This is a genomic window from Stenotrophomonas sp. P5_B8, from assembly GCF_054049855.1.
Map to the genome: position 1 here is coordinate 1 of NZ_JBFULO010000052.1, position 15274 is coordinate 15274.

Below are 15274 nucleotides of genomic sequence, written 5' to 3' on the forward strand. Positions count from 1 at the left end.
CCAGCACGTGACGGGTCGGCTGCGCGGCGATGGTGGCGCGGATCAACTCGCGGTCGTCATCGGTGATGTGCAGCGAATCCTTGCGCAGAATCGGAATCACGTTGAAGCGGAAGGTCACGCCCAGCTCGCGCAGGATCATCCCGATCTGCGGATCGCCGATCTGGTAATCCGACTTGTCGTCGAAGTAGATCTTGTCGATCGTGCCACCGGTGGTGATGATCAGTAGTTCTTCCATTGCGGGCATCCTGGATAGCGGTCAGAACCGCGCGGGCAACCCGCGCCGGGATGCAGATGATACGACCGCCAGCGCCGCCTCGCAGCCGTGGCGACGGGCGCGTTCAGCGCTTGCCGAAGCGCCGGCGCAGCCCGGGCGTGCTCGCCACGCCGATCACTGCCAGCGCCAGCAGCAGCTCGGCCCAGGCCCAGCCGGCCGTTTCCCGGTGGCTCCAGGCGCTCATCACCCCGTGGCTGAACCAGAACAGCGCCAGCACGCCCGCCCAGAAGGCGGCCTTGCCGCGCCGCAGCCATACCCCGAGGGCCAGCAGCAGCGGCGGCAGGGTGAACACCAGCAGCGTGGCCAGCCAGTGCTTGTCGTGGGCGAACCACAGCGCATACAGCGCCGCCAGCGCGACCAGCAGCAGCGCCAGCGTCGCGTCCTGCGCGCGGCCCTTCATGCCAGCCGCCGCGCGATGTCGGCAACCCGTCGGCCCAGCGCCCGCGCCAGGATCGCCTCATCCTCGCTCGGCACCGGATTGTCATCGGCACCGGCCACATGGCTGGCGCCATACGGCGTGCCGCCGGTAGTGGTGTGGCTCAACGCGGGCTCGGTGAACGGAATGCCCACGATCAGGCAGCCGTGGTGCAGCAGCGGCACCTGCATCGACAGCAGGGTCGATTCCTGGCCGCCGTGCAGCGAAGCGGTCGAGGTGAATACCGCCGCCGGCTTGCCGGCCAGGGTGCCATTGACCCATTCGGCGCCCAGACCATCCAGGAAATGCTTGACCGGCGCGGCCATGTTGCCGAAGCGGGTGGGGCTGCCCAGGATCAGGCCGTCGCATTCGGCAAGATCGCTGATGTCCACGTACGGGGCGCCGTCTTCGGGCACCGGCGGGCGGGCGGTCTGCGTCACCGCGGCCACCTGCGGCACCGTGCGCAGCCGCGCGCTCATGCCGGGCACCTCGCCGATGCCACGCGCGATCTGGCGGGCCAGCCGGGCCACCGAACCGCCGCGGCTGTAATACAGCACCAGGATTTCCGCCATCGCGCTTCACTCATTGGGACCAGCGGCCAGTATGGCGATGCGATGCAGTCCCGCACACCCCTCTTCGGGTACCCTTGCGCCGATGGAACCCCTTGATACCGTCAATCTCTGGATGGAGCGCCTGCGTGATCGCGCGCGTGCCGCCAGCTTCGGTCGCTTCCTGTGGCGACGCTTCCTGGACGACCGCCTGTTCCAGGCGGCCGCCTCGCTGGCCTACACCACGGTGTTCGCGCTGGTGCCGCTGGCCATCGTGGTGTTCGGGGTGCTCTCGGCCTTCCCGGTGTTCGACCGCTGGAGCGACCAGCTCAGCGACTATGTGTTCTCCAACTTCGTGCCCAACGCCGCCCGCGCCGCCGAAGGCTACCTGCGTCAGTTCTCGGCGAGCGCGGGGCAGCTCACCGCGGCCGGCTTCATCGCACTGGTGGTGTCGCTGTTGATTACCCTCAACAGCGTCGAGCAGACCTTCAACCAGATCTGGCGGGTCAATTCCGGGCGTCCCAAGCTGACCCGCTTCCTGGTCTACTGGACCGTACTTACCCTGGGCGCGATGCTCGCCGCCGCCTCGCTGGCGGTATCGGCGCGGGTGTTCGCGCTGCCGTTGTTCGGCACCAGCGAAGGCCGCTGGCTGGCCAATTTTTCGCTGACCGTGGCGCCGTTCCTGATCGAGTTCGTGTGCATCATGCTGGTCTACCGCGTGGTGCCGCACCACGTGGTGAAGTGGCGCCATGCCATCCCCGGCGCGATCCTGGCCGCAGTGATGCTCGAGCTGGTGAAGTGGGGCATGGGCGCCTACCTGGGCAGCTTCCAGTCTTACCAGAAGCTCTATGGCACGGTTGCGTTCGTGCCGATCCTGCTGCTGTGGATCTACCTGTGCTGGGTCTCGGTGCTGCTGGGGGCGTCGCTGGCCTCCTCGATTGCCGCCTTCCGCTACCAGCCGGCCGACCTGCGCCTGCCCACCGGCTATGAGATCTACGGCCTGCTGCGCCTGATCGGGCGCTTCCAGCAGGCGCGCCGCGATGGCCGCAGCCTGGACGATGACGAGATCCTGCGGCTGGAGCCGATGCTGACCGATTCGCTGCTGCAGACCATGCTCTGCGACCTGGAGGCAATCCGGGTGGTGCGCCGCGACGAACGCGGCGAGTGGCTGCTGGCGCGCGACCTGGACAAGCTGACCCTGGCCGATCTGTACGAAACCACCCAGATGCGTATCCCGATCCGCGAGGCCTACCTGCCGTATCGCGACGACAGCCTGGGCCAGGCGTCGGTGCTGGCGCTGGACACCCTGCGGCTGCCGCTGCGTGAACTGCTCAAGCGTCGCGTCAGCGACATCTATTCCATTCCCGGAGACACGCCCCCATGACCGTCAAGCCCCTGCTGCTGGCCATGAGCCTGCTGGCGCTGGCCGCCTGCAACAAGCCCACCGCGCAGCCCGATGCCGCCGCGCCAGCCCCCGCAACGCCGCCCGCGCCCGTCACCGAACCGGTGGCGCCCGCGACGGCCGAAACCGCACCGACCGACCGCAAGACCGTCGAGCGTCCGACCCTGACACTGCCGGCGCTGGATGGCAGCACCTACGACCTGGCCGCGCACCGCGGCAAGTGGGTGGTGGTGAACTTCTGGGCGACATGGTGCGCGCCGTGCCGCAAGGAGATGCCGGAGTTGTCGGCACTGCATGCCATGCGCAGCGAGATCGAGGTGGTGGGCCTGGCCTTCGAGGACATCGAGCCGGCGGAAATGAAGGCGTTCCTGGACAAGCGTCCGGTGACCTATCCCATCGTGATCGTCGATACGTACAACCCGCCGGAAGACTTCGCCATTCCGCGCGGGTTGCCGCTGACCTACCTGATCGCACCGGACGGCAAGGTCGCCAAGGAATTCCTCGGCCCGGTCACCGCGCACGACATCGAAACCCGGATCGCGCAGGGCGGCTGACGCCGCCCCCGGCGTCAGTCGGGCAGCGGATACGCCTCGATCGGCTTCAACACGTCGAAGTGCTCCTTGTGCAGCTTGCCCTTCAACGGCGGCAGGGCGAGCTCCGGCTCGTCCACGCGGGTGTCGGGCAGGCGGTCGAGCAGGTTGCGGATCAGTCCCAGCCTGCCGCGCTTCTGGTCATTGAAGTCCACCAGTGTCCACGGCGCTTCCTCGCGATGGGTGGCGCGCAGCATGGCCTCGCGCGCTTCGGTGTACGCGCTGTACTTGCTGCGCGATTTCAGGTCCACCGGTGACAGCTTCCAGCCCTTGAGCGGGTCGACATGGCGCTCGGCGAAGCGCTTTTCCTGCTGCGCCTGGTCCACGCTGAGCCAGTACTTGAACAGCAGGATGCCGTCGTCGATCAGCAGTTTCTCGAACACCGGCGTCTGCGCCAGGAAGGCGTGGTACTCGGGCTCGCTGCAGTAGCCCATCACGTGCTCGACGCCGGCGCGGTTGTACCAGCTGCGGTCCATCAGCACGATCTCACCGCCGGCCGGCAGGTGCGACACATAGCGCTGGAAGTACCACTGCGTGCTCTCGCGGTCGGTGGGTTTGGGCAACGCCACCACTCTGCACTGGCGGGGGTTGAGATGGTCGGCGATGGCCTGGATGGCGCCGCCCTTGCCGGCGGTGTCGCGGCCTTCGAACAGCACCAGCACGCGTTGGCCGGTGTGCTGCACCCAGCGTGCCATGGCGATGAGTTCCAGCTGCATCGGTTCCAGCAGGGCCTGGTAGTCCTTGCGTTTGAGCTTGCCCATCGGCGTGCCTCGGTCGTTCACAGGAAAGCCCGAGCCTAGCGCAGCGGTGGGTCAGGGCGTGTGTTCGCCCTGCCAACCGCGTTCGCGCGCCATCGTCTCGACCGCGGCGCTGAAGTCACCGGCGAAGCCGGCCATGTCGAACAGCCCGCTGTCGACGCGGCGCTGCGCCAGCTCCGCGCGAAGTGCCTGCAAGGCCGCCGGATCGTTGCCGAGTGCGATGGCGGTGGCGACGAAGGCGCGGTCGTCGGCGACGTTCATGCGCGCCAGCCCCAGGTGATGGTTGAGGCTGCCGGCCACGCGCGCGGCGAAGGTCGCACCCGGGCAGGTCAGCACCGGGCAGCCGGCCCACAGCGCGTCCGAGGCGGTGGTGTGGGCGTTGTAGGGGTGGGTGTCCAGGAACAGGTCGGCCAGCGCATAGCGGGCCAGGTACTCCGGATGCGGCAGCTTGGGCATGAACACCAACCGCGCCGGGTCCAGCTGCGCCTGGCGTGCGGCGCTGCGCAGGCGCGCATCGGCATTGCCGGGACCGGACAGCAGCCACAGCACGCTGCCGGGTACGCCCTGCAGCACCGCGAACAAACGCTGCACGCTGCGCGGATTGAGTTTGTAGCTGTTGTTGAAGCAGCACAGCACCACGCCGTGGGCCGGCAGCCCGCAGGCCTCGCGCGACGGCGGCGGCTGCAGCATTCGGGTGTTGTCCGAGGGCTGGAACGCGCGCGGCAGGCGTCGCACGTCTTCGCTGAAGCCGGCGTCCAGCGCGGGCGGCAGCACGAAGGCATCGGCGAGCAGGTGGTCGATCCACGACGCGCCGGCGGTCCCGGGGTAGGCCAGCCAGTTCACCTGCACCGGTGCCGGACGCATCGCCAGCACCTGCGGGGTGCCGCCGCCGCCCCAGCCGCGCAGGTCGAACAGCACATCGATGCCGGCCGCGCGGATGCGCTCGGCGATGCGCTGGTGCGGCAGTGCGCCGATCTCGTGCAGCTGGGTGGCCGCGGCGTGCAGGCGCGCGCGGATGCGGCTGCCGTCGTCGCCATTGAGCGCGAACAGGTGCAGCTCCAGTGTGCCCAGCGCGCGCAGCTGCTCGAACAGGGCCACGGTCAGCAGCCCGGTCGGATGCGCGCCGAAACCGTTGGACAGGAAGCCCACGCGCAGGCGGCCGTGCGCGCGCACCGTGGCGGCGGGCAGCGGACGCACGTCGGCGGCAATGGCCGCCGCGCGTTGGCGCGCGCACGCCAGTTGTTCGGCCGCGCTGCTCTCTTCGCTGAGGAAGGCGAACGGCTCCACCGCCGCCTGGCCCTGCGCGACCGCCTGGCGGACCTGGGCCGACAGGCGGTCGATATCGCGCCAGTCGCAGAGACGGCGCTGCCAGTTGAGCAGGTGTGCGCTGATGTAGGGTTCGCCGGGCAGCAGCATGTGCGCATGGCGATACGCATCGGCGGCCGCTTCGGGCTGGCCGGCGTCTTCCAGTGCATGGCCCAGCCACAAGGCGATGCCCGGGTGCTGCGGGGCCAGGTTCGAGGCCTGGCGCAGCAGCGCGGCGGCCTCGTCGTGGCGGCCCTGCATCCAGCGCGCGCGGCCCAGCCGGGCCAGGGCTTCGGGATGGTCGCCGCGCAATTGCAGTGCACGCGTGGCGGCGTGTTCGCCGGCGGCGATGTCGCCCGCTTCCAACTCGGCGTCGGCCAGCATCACCCAGGCGATGAAGTCGGTCGGCTGGTGTTGCACCGCCAGGCGCAGCTGCTGCCGGTCCGCCTCCATCCTCAGGTACCCGCCGCCAGCTGCGCCAGTTCGTCGGCCTGGTGTTCGTGGATCAGGCGCTCGACCAGTGTGTCCATTTCACCGGCAATGATGTTGGGCAGGTCGTACAGGGTCAGGCCTTCCACGCGGTGGTCGGTGATCCGGCCCTGCGGGAAGCTGTAGGTGCGGATGCGCTGGCTGCGGTCACCGCTGCCCACCTGCAGGCGACGGCTCGCGGCGGTGGCGGCGGCCTGCTTGCTGCGCTCGGCATCCAGCAGCTGCGCCTTGAGGCGCTTCATCGCCTTGTCGCGGTTGGCGTGCTGGCTGCGCTCGGTCTGGCATTCCACCACCACGCCGGACGGCACGTGGGTGATGCGGATCGCCGATTCGGTCTTGTTGACGTGCTGGCCGCCGGCGCCGGACGAGCGGAAGGTATCCACCCTCAGGTCGGCCGGGTTGATCACGATCTCGTCGACCTCGTCGGCCTCGGGGATGATCGCCACGGTGGCGGCCGAGGTATGGATGCGGCCCTGCGATTCGGTGGCCGGTACCCGCTGCACGCGGTGCGTGCCCGACTCGAACTTCAGCTTGGAATACGCGCCACGCCCGACCACGCGCGCCACCACTTCCTTGTAGCCGCCATGTTCGCCGGGGCTGTCCGATTCGATCTCGACCTTCCAGCCCTGGCGCTCGGCATAGCGGGCATACATGCGGAACAAATCGCCGGCGAAGATCGCCGCTTCGTCGCCCCCGGTCCCGGCGCGCACTTCCAGGAACAGGTTGCCGTCGTCGCGCGGATCGCGCGGCACCAGCAGCAGCGCCAGGTCCCGGTCCAGCTCTTCCAGCCGTTGCTGGGCGGCGGTGATTTCTTCTTCGGCCAGCTCGCGCAGGTCCGGGTCGTTGCGCATCGCTTCGGCGGCGGCCAGGTCGGACAGGGCACGGGCCTCGTCGGCCAGCGCGGTGGCGATCGGCTGCAGCTGTGCGAATTCGCGCGAGAACGCGCGGAAGCGGTCGTTGTCGCTGACCACCGAGGGGTCGGCAAGCAGGCGTTCGAGTTCTTCGCGGCGTTCGGCCAGCGCTTCCAACTTACGGCGCAGGGTCGGCGTCATCGGTCTTCACAGGAGGGTGTTGATAGCCCGGCTTGGCCGGGAACAGGCGCTCGGCGGCGCGGGTCAGCTCAGTATCGCCGGTCAGCGCGGCCGCGCGCAGCGCCGCGGTGGGCGGGTGCAGCAGGCGGTTGGTCAGGCCGTGGGCCAGCAGTTCCAGCACGTCCTCCGGCGATTTGCCGTGGGCCAGTTGCTGGCGCGCCTTGTCCAGCATCTCCACGCGGGTCGCCTCGCCATAGGCGCGCAGTTGCAGCAGCGGCGCCTGGTGGGCGCTGGCCTGCAGCGTCTCCACGAAGCGGGCGACCTGCAGTTCGATGATCGCCTCGGCTTCGGCGGCGGCTTCGCGGCGGCTGCGGCGGTTGTCTTCGACCGCGCGCTCCAGGTCATCGACGGTGTACAGGAACGCATCCTGCAGGTCGCCCACGCCGGCCTCGATGTCACGCGGCACGGCCAGGTCGAACAGCAGCATCGGTTTGTGCTTGCGGGTCTTGAGCGCAGCGGCGACGTGCGCGCGGGCGATCACCGGCTGGCGCGCGGCGGTGGCCGAGAACACCACGTCGGCCTCACCCAGGTGACGCTCCAGTTCGCTCAGCGGCAGCGCCACGCCGCCATGCCGGCTGGCCAGGTCCTGCGCATGGGCCAGCGTGCGGTTGGCCACGAGCAGGCGCCGCACCTTGCCTTCGCTGAGGTGGCGCGCGGCCAGCTCGATGGTTTCCCCCGCGCCGACCAGCAGCACGGTGGAGTCTTCCAGCCGCGCAAACGAGTTCTGCGCCAGGCGCACGGCGGTGGAGGCTACCGAGACCGGGTTGGCACCCACCCGCGTATCGGTGCGGGCGCGCTTGGCCACCGAGAAGGTCTGCTGGAACAGCCGGTCCAGGCGCTGGCCGAGCAGGCCGTGGTCGCGCGCGGTCGCCCACGCGTCCTTGACCTGGCCCAGGATCTGGGGCTCGCCCAGCACCATCGAGTCCAGCCCGGTGGCGACCCGGAACAGGTGGCGCACCGCGTCGGCATCGGCATGCTGGTAGAGGTACCCGTGCAGCGCGCCGGCGTGGGATTCCAGCCAGTGCGCCAGTGCCTCGCCCGATTCGGCCACCGCGTACAGCTCGGTGCGGTTGCAGGTGGACAGCAGCACGGCCTCGGCCACCTGTGGCGTATCGCGCAGCGACGCCAATGCCAGGGGCAGGGCGTCGCCGCCAAAGGACGCGCGTTCGCGCAGTTCCACTGGCGCGGTCTGGTGATTCAGTCCGAGCACCCACAGGGTCATTGTTCAGTTGCTTGCGATAAGCTGCTGGCCATTCAAGTCGTCATTTTAAGGCCAGAAGCCCCCGATGCCCGCATTGATTCGCATCTCCAGCGTTCTGCTGCTGTCCTTGTCCGCCGCCAGTGCCCTGGCGGCCCCGGCCACGGTTCCCGCCACACCCCCGTCCGCCAAGGCCAAGGTGGCCGAAACCGCGCCGCTCACCCCGGTGATGGCGGGCGAGTTCGCGCTGCAGGCCGGCAAGCTCGCCGACGCCGCGCGCTGGTATCTGGAGGCGGCCGAGGCCGGCAGCGACGATGCCGGGCTGGCCGAGCGGGCCACCCGCATCGCCATGCTCGCCGACGATGACAAGCGCGCCGCCCGCGCACTGGCGTTGTGGGAAGCCCGTGCGCCGCGTTCGCTGGCCATGCGCAGCGCCGCCGCCGCGCTGGACATGCGCCAGAACGATGTGAAGGCCGCCCGCACCGAACTCGGTGCGCTGCTCAAGGACCCGGACCCGCGTGGCTGGAAGTTCGCCATCGCCGCGCTGATCGGCGGTGGCCGTGATCCGGCCGTGCCGGCGCAGGTGCTGGGCGGCCTGGTCGATGACAACGCGATCCCCGACCAGCTCGAGGTCTGGCAGGAACTGGGGCGGCTGGCGATGCGCATGGAACGGCCGGACCTGGCCAAGCGCATGGTCGATGAAGTGGTCAAGCGCTTCCCCAATGAACCCCGGGTGGCGCTGTTGAATGCCAGCCAGCTGGCCCAGGCCGGCAAGCAGGACGAAGCGCTGGCGCTGCTGCACGGGGTGGAACCCCGGAGCCGCCAGGATCCGGAGCTGCGCAACGCGCTGGCCATCGCCTACGACAGCATGGGCGATGCCCGTTCGGCCGCGCGCGTGCTGGCGGTGGGCCCGCAGGATGTGCAGACCTGGGGCATGCGTGCCTCGCTGCTGGCCAAGCAGAAGGACGATGCCGCGCTGCTGGCCCTGTATACGGATCTGTCCAGGCAGGCGGCCAAGCCGGATCCGGCGCAGCGCCTGCTGCTGGGCAAGATCGCCGAGTATCTGAAGCGCCCGGCCGAGGCGGTGGACTGGTACCACAGCGTGCCCGGCGGCGATGAACTGGACGAGGCGCGCCTGCGCGCGGCCAATGCGCAGTACGAGGCCGGGCGCACGGACAAGGCATTTGCCGAAGTCCACACGATCCAGTCCGATGCCAGCGTCGATGACGACGCCCGCCGCGATGCCTACCTGCTGGAGGCCGAGCTGCGCCAGCGCGGCGAGGACCTGCCCGGCGAACTGGACGCCCTGGCCCGTGGCCTGGCCGCGTATCCCGACGAGGGCGCACTGCTGTACGCGCGCGCCCTGGCCTGGGAACGCCGCGACGATGTGCCACGCGCCGAAGCCGACCTGCGCAAGGTGCTGGTGACCGATCCGGAAAACGTGGCCGCGCTCAATGCGCTGGGCTACACCCTGGCCGACCGTACTCAGCGCTATCAGGAGGCGCTGGAGCTGATCGACCGCGCCCGCGTCGCCGAGCCGGACAATGCGGCCATCGTCGACAGCTACGGCTGGGTGCTGTATCGCCTGGGCCGCAACGAAGAGGCGTTGGTGCAGCTGCGCCGCGCCTGGACCCTGGCCAAGGACCCGGAGATCGCCGCGCATGTGGGCGAGGTGCTGTGGGTGCTGGGCCGCAAGGAAGAGGCGCGGCGTTTCTTCGACGAGGCACGCAAGCTGGACCCTGACAACCGCGCCCTGCAGCGCGTGATCGAGAAATACGGCGTATGAACCTGCAGCTGCTCAAGGCCGGCGCCGCGCTGGCGATGGGGCTGACGTTGTCGGCCTGTGTGTCGCTGGACGAGCGCAAGGCCCCGTCCGCCCCGGCCGTGGTGACGACCGTGTCGGCGCAGGCACAGCAGGCCGAAGCCGCCCGCGTGGCAGCGCTGCGCACGCAGCCGCAGTGGTCGTTCCAGGGCCGCGTGGCGATCAACAAGGGGCGCAATGGCGGCAATGGCCGCATCGACTGGCAGCAGCGGGAGCGCCAGTACGTGGTCGAGCTGAGTGCGCCGGTGACCCGCCAGAGCTGGAAGCTGACCGGAGACAGCCACCACGAAGGGGGTCGCCTGGAAGGTCTGGACGGCGGTCCGCGGGAAGGCGAGGACGCCCAACAGGTGCTGTTGGATGCGACCGGCTGGGACATCCCGGTCAATCAACTGCCGGACTGGGTGCGTGGCCTGGTGGCCGATGACACCGCCCCGGCCGAGCAGGTCGAGCGCGATGGTGATGGCCGTCCGCGCCGGGTCGTGCAGATGGGCTGGCAGATCCAGTACCTGGACTGGTACCCGGCCGAAGGCGATCGCCCGGTGCTGCCGCGCCGGATCGAAGCAGTCAACGGCGATGCCAAAGTGCGCCTGGTAGTCGACAGCTGGGTGCTGGGCAGCCCATGAGCGGCCTGGACCTGAATGCGGGCTGGTCGCAGTGGCCGGCCCCGGCCAAGCTCAACCTGTTTCTGCACATCACCGGCCGCCGCGCCGATGGCTACCACCAGCTGCAGACGGTGTTCCGGCTGCTCGACTGGGGCSACCGGATCCGGCTGCGGGTGCGTGAGGACGGGCGGATCCAGCGTGACGGCGCGTCGGTGGCAGGGGTGGCAGAAGCCGACGACCTGGCCATCCGTGCAGCGCATCTTCTCAAGAATGCCGCCAATGTCGGCCAAGGTGCCGATATTGGTGTCGAAAAACACATTCCGGCCGGTGGCGGTTTTGGCGGGGGATCGTCCGATGCGGCCACCGTGCTGGTCGCACTGAACCGGCTGTGGAACGCCGGCATGGACGTCGATGCCCTGGCCGCGCTGGGCCTGGAGCTGGGCGCGGACGTACCGGTCTTCGTGCGCGGGCACAACGCCTGGGCCGAAGGCGTGGGCGAGCAGCTCACCGCGATCGCGCTGCCCCCGGCCTGGTTTGTACTGGCCGATCCGGGGGTGCACGTGCCCACGCCGCGACTTTTCGCGGATCCGGATTTGACGCGAGACGCCCCAGTGGCGAAAATAGCGGACTTCGCTTCCGGGTCTTTGCTCGGGAATGCGTTCGAGCCGGTATTGCGCCGCCGCGAGCCCGCCGTAGAGGCAGTGCTTGCGACGTTGAGCAGGATCGGCCGGGCACGACTCACCGGGTCGGGAAGCGGTTGTTTCGTCGAGTTCGCCACGCGCGCTGCTGCAGAGCAGGGCCTGGCGCGGTTGCCGAAGGAACTGCGGGCATGGGTAGTGGCGGGCGTGGAGCGTTCGCCGTTGCTTGATGTACTCGAGCGTTATTGATTTTGATGCAGGGGCGTCGCCAAGAGGCCCAAGGCACCAGGTTTTGATCCTGGCATTCGGAGGTTCGAATCCTCCCGCCCCTGCCACTTGCGGATATCAGCCGCGTTCCCATGCGCACGCCTGCGCGGGCACGGCCGATGTCTCGCGGTGTTGTCACCGCAGACACTCCAGGGTGCCGGCGGCCGAGTTCTCCAATCGCTCCCGCCCGAGACCGTCATGATGCAAGATCACCCCAACCTGCTGGTATTTTCCGGCAACGCCAACAAGCGCCTTGCGCAGAGCATCTGCAAGGAACTGGGGGTGCGGCCGGGCAAGGCATTGGTGTCGCGCTTCTCCGATGGTGAAGTGCAGGTCGAGATCGAAGAAAACGTCCGCAAGCAGGACGTGTTCGTGATCCAGCCGACCTGCGCGCCCAGCGCGGAAAACCTGATGGAGCTGCTGGTGCTGATCGATGCACTCAAGCGCGCCTCGGTCAACAGCGTCACCGCCGTGGTGCCGTACTTCGGCTACTCGCGCCAGGATCGCCGCATGCGTTCCTCGCGCGTGCCGATCACCGCCAAGGTCGCCGCCAAGATGTTCAGCGCCGTCGGCGCCGACCGGGTACTGACGGTGGATCTGCATGCCGACCAGATCCAGGGCTTCTTCGACATGCCGGTGGACAACGTGTATGCCTCGCCGCTGCTGCTCGCCGATATCTGGCGCGCCTACGGCACCGAAAACCTGATCGTGGTGTCCCCGGACGTGGGTGGCGTGGTGCGTGCACGTGCCGTCGCCAAGCGCCTGGACGATGCCGACCTGGCGATCATCGACAAGCGCCGGCCGCGCGCCAACGTCTCCACCGTGATGAACATCATCGGTGACGTCGAAGGCAAGACCTGCGTGATGGTCGATGACATCGTCGATACCGCCGGCACCCTGTGTGCGGCTGCCGCAGCGCTGAAGGCGCGTGGCGCCCTGAAGGTGGCCGCGTATTGCACCCACGCCGTGCTCTCGGGCCCGGCGGTGGACAACATCAACAACTCCCAGCTCGATGAGCTGGTGGTGACCGACACCATCCCGCTGCGCGAAGAGGCGCGGGTGTGCAGCAAGATCCGCCAGCTCAGCGTGGCGGAAATGCTGGCCGAGACGATGCGCCGCATCGCCTTCGGCGAATCGGTCAGCTCGCTGTACGTGGATTGATTTTTTTCCGGCCACCGGCAACGGTGGTCGGGTCCCGGGTACGTCTGGTCGCGGACGTGCCCTCATTCGCCAAGCCCTCGGGCAAGGCACCAACTGGTAGTCAATACAATGTCCAAGACCCATGAAATCAAGGTCACCGCTCGTGACGTGCAGGGCAAGGGTGCGAGCCGCCGCCTGCGTCACGCCGGCGTGATCCCGGCCGTCGTGTACGGCGGCGAAGCCGCGCCGATCAACATCAACCTGGACCACAACCAGATCTGGCTGGCCCAGCAGAACGAGTGGTTCTACTCGTCCATCCTGAACCTGAACCTGGACGGCCAGGTCACCAAGGTGCTGCTGCGTGACATGCAGCGCCACCCGTTCAAGCAGCTGATCATCCACCTGGATTTCCTGCGCGTGAACGAGAACGAGGCCCTGACCGCCAACGTCCCGCTGCACTTCATCAACGAAGACACCTCGCCGGCTGGCAAGGCTGCCGACGTCGTGGTCACCCACGAACTGAAGGAAGTGACTGTCACCTGCCTGCCGAAGGACCTGCCGGAGTCGATCGACGTCGACCTGAGCGAGCTGAAGGCTGGCGACGTGGTCTACCTGTCGGATATCAAGCTGCCCAAGGGCGTTGAGATCCCGGCCCTGGCCCAGGGCAAGGACCATGACGATGCGATCGTCACCGCCAAGCACGGCAAGGAAGACGCTGCCGACGAAGCGCCGGCCGCAGAGTAAGGTATTGCGGCGCCTGTCCTCCGGGGCAGGCGCCGTTTCTGTATGTACCGGCACAGGGCGGGTACCGACGAAGAAGAGTGATGACAGGATTGCGATTGATCGTTGGTCTGGGCAACCCCGGACCCGAGCACGCCCAGACCCGGCACAATGCCGGGTTTCGTTTCATTGACGCCCTGGTCGCACAGGCCGGCGCGCGTTGGAGCGTGGACAGCAAGTTGTTCGGCGAGACCGCCAAGGTCGACATCGCCGGGCAGGCGGTGTGGCTGCTCAAGCCCGGCACCTTCATGAATCTCAGTGGCAAGTCGGTTACTGCCGCACAGCGTTTCTGGAAGATCGAACCGGAACAGACCCTGCTGGCGCACGATGAGCTGGACCTGCCGCCCGGCGTGGCACGGCTCAAGTTCGACGGCGGCCATGGCGGCCAGAAYGGCCTGCGCGACACCATCCGCCTGCTGGGCCACGGCCGGTTCCACCGCCTGCGCATCGGCATCGGTCACCCCGGTCACAAGGACCGCGTGGTGCCGTGGGTGCTGGGCCGCGCGAGCAAAGAAGACGATGTGCTGATCGGCCACGCCATCGACGATGCGATCGACGTGCTGCCGCTGGCGGTATGCGGCGATTACAGTGAGGCGATGAAGCGCCTGCACACCCCGAAATAACCACGGTGTACCGATCCACGGTCGGTACCTACCACCCCAGAGGCTGTCAAAGATGGGTATCAAATGCGGCATCGTCGGTCTGCCCAACGTCGGCAAATCGACCCTGTTCAATGCGCTGACCAAGGCGGGCATCGCCGCGGCCAACTTCCCGTTCTGCACGATCGAACCGAACGTCGGCATCGTGCCGGTGCCGGACCCGCGCCTGAACGAACTGGCCGCGATCATCAACCCGCAGAAGGTCATCCCGACTGCAGTGGAGTTCGTGGACATTGCCGGCCTGGTCGCCGGTGCCGCCAGTGGTGAAGGGCTGGGCAACAAGTTCCTGGCCCACATCCGCGAGGTGGACGCGATCACCCACGTGGTGCGCTGCTTCGAGAACGCCGACGTCATCCACGTCAACAACAAGGTCGACCCGCTGTCGGACATCGATACCATCGATACCGAACTGGCCCTGGCCGATCTGGACAGCGTCGAAAAGGCGCTGAATCGCGCCGAGCGCGCCGCCAAGGGCGGCGACAAGGAAGCGGCCGCGCGCAAGCCGGTGCTGGCCAAGCTGCAGGCTGCGCTGGCCGACGGCAAGGCCGGTCGTACCGCCGGCCTGGACGAGGAAGAGAAGGCGCTGGTCCGCGACCTGTTCCTGCTGACCCTCAAGCCGGTGATGTATATCGCCAACGTGCTGGAAGACGGCTTCGAGAACAACCCGCACCTGGACGCCGTGCGCGCCCGTGCCGCCGAGGAAGGCGCGCAGGTGGTGCCGGTGTCGGCGGCGATCGAGGAAGAGCTGTCGCAGCTGGACGACGAAGACCGCGACACCTTCCTGGCCGACCTGGGCCTGTCCGAGCCGGGTCTGAACCGCGTGATCTACGCCGCTTACCAGCTGCTGGGCCTGCAGACCTACTTCACCGCTGGCGTGAAGGAAGTCCGCGCCTGGACCGTGCGCAAGGGCGCCACCGCGCCGCAGGCCGCCGCGGTGATCCACACCGACTTTGAGAAGGGCTTCATCCGCGCTGAAACCATCGCCTATGACGACTTCATCAAGTACAAGGGCGAAGCCGGCGCCAAGGAAGCCGGTCGCCTGCGCCTGGAAGGCAAGGAATATCGCGTCCAGGAAGGCGACATCCTGCATTTCCGCTTCAACGTCTGATCGCATCGCCGGTTGATGCCTGCAACGCCCCGCCTTGAGCGGGGCGTTTGCGTTGGTGGCGCGCGATCCCGTGCGCTGGATAAAAAATCACCACTGCTGAGAATGCCCGGCAGGTGGGGCTCTGCACCACTTGTCCACAACAAACGCCCATCGCTCTCCACCTCCCATGTGGAAAACCTGGCCCGGTG

At 68.2% G+C, this 15274-nt stretch carries 15 protein-coding genes, 1 tRNA gene and 1 pseudogene; 10 read left to right on the plus strand and 7 right to left on the minus strand.

What is annotated here, in order from left to right; translation table 11 throughout:
* The 3 genes and pseudogenes from ACXJKH_RS04930 to wrbA form a co-directional block, all read right to left on the minus strand.
* Window positions 1–235: pseudogene (locus ACXJKH_RS04930) on the minus strand (asparaginase domain-containing protein); the annotation flags it as partial.
* A 103-nt stretch (window positions 236–338) separates the two neighbouring features.
* A complete protein-coding gene (locus ACXJKH_RS04935; RefSeq protein WP_457318516.1) occupies window positions 339–674 on the minus strand; it encodes a DUF2069 domain-containing protein in 336 nt (111 codons plus the stop codon).
* On the minus strand, window positions 671–1261 hold the full coding sequence (gene wrbA, locus ACXJKH_RS04940) for an NAD(P)H:quinone oxidoreductase (RefSeq protein WP_256774993.1): 591 nt from the start codon (window positions 1259–1261) through the stop codon (window positions 671–673). Before wrbA ends, ACXJKH_RS04935 begins: the two co-directional genes overlap by 4 nt.
* Before the next feature lie 82 nt (window positions 1262–1343).
* Here wrbA and ACXJKH_RS04945 point away from each other — a divergent pair, with 82 nt between their 5' ends.
* Both ACXJKH_RS04945 and ACXJKH_RS04950 read left to right on the plus strand, forming a co-directional pair.
* Window positions 1344–2621, plus strand: coding sequence for a YihY family inner membrane protein (locus tag ACXJKH_RS04945; protein ID WP_256774994.1), 1278 nt, complete (start codon window positions 1344–1346; stop codon window positions 2619–2621).
* A complete protein-coding gene (locus tag ACXJKH_RS04950) occupies window positions 2618–3193 on the plus strand; it encodes a TlpA family protein disulfide reductase (RefSeq protein WP_256774995.1) in 576 nt (191 codons plus the stop codon). Before ACXJKH_RS04945 ends, ACXJKH_RS04950 begins: the two co-directional genes overlap by 4 nt.
* A gap of 14 nt (window positions 3194–3207) precedes the next feature.
* Here ACXJKH_RS04950 and ppk2 read toward each other — a convergent pair whose 3' ends face one another.
* The 4 genes from ppk2 to hemA are packed head-to-tail and all read right to left on the minus strand — an operon-like array spanning window position 3208 to window position 8094.
* The gene (gene ppk2 / locus ACXJKH_RS04955; protein ID WP_457318517.1) at window positions 3208–3990 is read right to left on the minus strand and encodes a polyphosphate kinase 2; all 783 of its coding nucleotides are present in this window, start codon (window positions 3988–3990) and stop codon (window positions 3208–3210) included.
* A gap of 51 nt (window positions 3991–4041) precedes the next feature.
* Entirely contained in the window at window positions 4042–5745 is a 1704-nt protein-coding gene (locus tag ACXJKH_RS04960; protein WP_457318518.1) for an O-linked N-acetylglucosamine transferase, SPINDLY family protein, read from the minus strand.
* A gap of 2 nt (window positions 5746–5747) precedes the next feature.
* Window positions 5748–6833, minus strand: coding sequence for a peptide chain release factor 1 (prfA, locus tag ACXJKH_RS04965; protein WP_457318519.1), 1086 nt, complete (start codon window positions 6831–6833; stop codon window positions 5748–5750).
* On the minus strand, window positions 6811–8094 hold the full coding sequence (gene hemA / locus ACXJKH_RS04970) for a glutamyl-tRNA reductase (RefSeq protein WP_457318520.1): 1284 nt from the start codon (window positions 8092–8094) through the stop codon (window positions 6811–6813). Before hemA ends, prfA begins: the two co-directional genes overlap by 23 nt.
* 64 nt (window positions 8095–8158) lie before the next feature.
* On the opposite strand from hemA, the gene ACXJKH_RS04975 reads away from it, so the two are divergent.
* From ACXJKH_RS04975 to ychF, 8 genes are all read left to right on the plus strand, one after another.
* Entirely contained in the window at window positions 8159–9856 is a 1698-nt protein-coding gene (locus tag ACXJKH_RS04975) for a tetratricopeptide repeat protein (RefSeq protein WP_457318521.1), read from the plus strand.
* On the plus strand, window positions 9853–10515 hold the full coding sequence (gene lolB, locus ACXJKH_RS04980) for a lipoprotein insertase outer membrane protein LolB (RefSeq protein WP_457318522.1): 663 nt from the start codon (window positions 9853–9855) through the stop codon (window positions 10513–10515). Before ACXJKH_RS04975 ends, lolB begins: the two co-directional genes overlap by 4 nt.
* Window positions 10512–11381, plus strand: coding sequence for a 4-(cytidine 5'-diphospho)-2-C-methyl-D-erythritol kinase (gene ispE, locus ACXJKH_RS04985; protein ID WP_457318523.1), 870 nt, complete (start codon window positions 10512–10514; stop codon window positions 11379–11381). The genes lolB and ispE overlap by 4 nt, the downstream gene beginning before the upstream one ends.
* A 9-nt stretch (window positions 11382–11390) precedes the next feature.
* Window positions 11391–11467 (plus strand) — tRNA-Gln (locus ACXJKH_RS04990).
* Between the two features lie 133 nt (window positions 11468–11600).
* Window positions 11601–12560 (plus strand): ribose-phosphate diphosphokinase, encoded by a 960-nt coding sequence (locus ACXJKH_RS04995; RefSeq protein ID WP_038692467.1) that lies wholly within the window; start codon window positions 11601–11603, stop codon window positions 12558–12560.
* Window positions 12561–12668: 108 nt separating this feature from the next.
* Window positions 12669–13283 (plus strand): 50S ribosomal protein L25/general stress protein Ctc, encoded by a 615-nt coding sequence (locus ACXJKH_RS05000; protein ID WP_256775003.1) that lies wholly within the window; start codon window positions 12669–12671, stop codon window positions 13281–13283.
* A gap of 80 nt (window positions 13284–13363) precedes the next feature.
* The gene (pth, locus tag ACXJKH_RS05005) at window positions 13364–13942 is read left to right on the plus strand and encodes an aminoacyl-tRNA hydrolase (RefSeq protein ID WP_457318524.1); all 579 of its coding nucleotides are present in this window, start codon (window positions 13364–13366) and stop codon (window positions 13940–13942) included.
* A gap of 52 nt (window positions 13943–13994) precedes the next feature.
* The gene (gene ychF, locus ACXJKH_RS05010) at window positions 13995–15086 is read left to right on the plus strand and encodes a redox-regulated ATPase YchF (protein ID WP_088434937.1); all 1092 of its coding nucleotides are present in this window, start codon (window positions 13995–13997) and stop codon (window positions 15084–15086) included.
* Window positions 15087–15274: the final 188 nt, after the last annotated feature.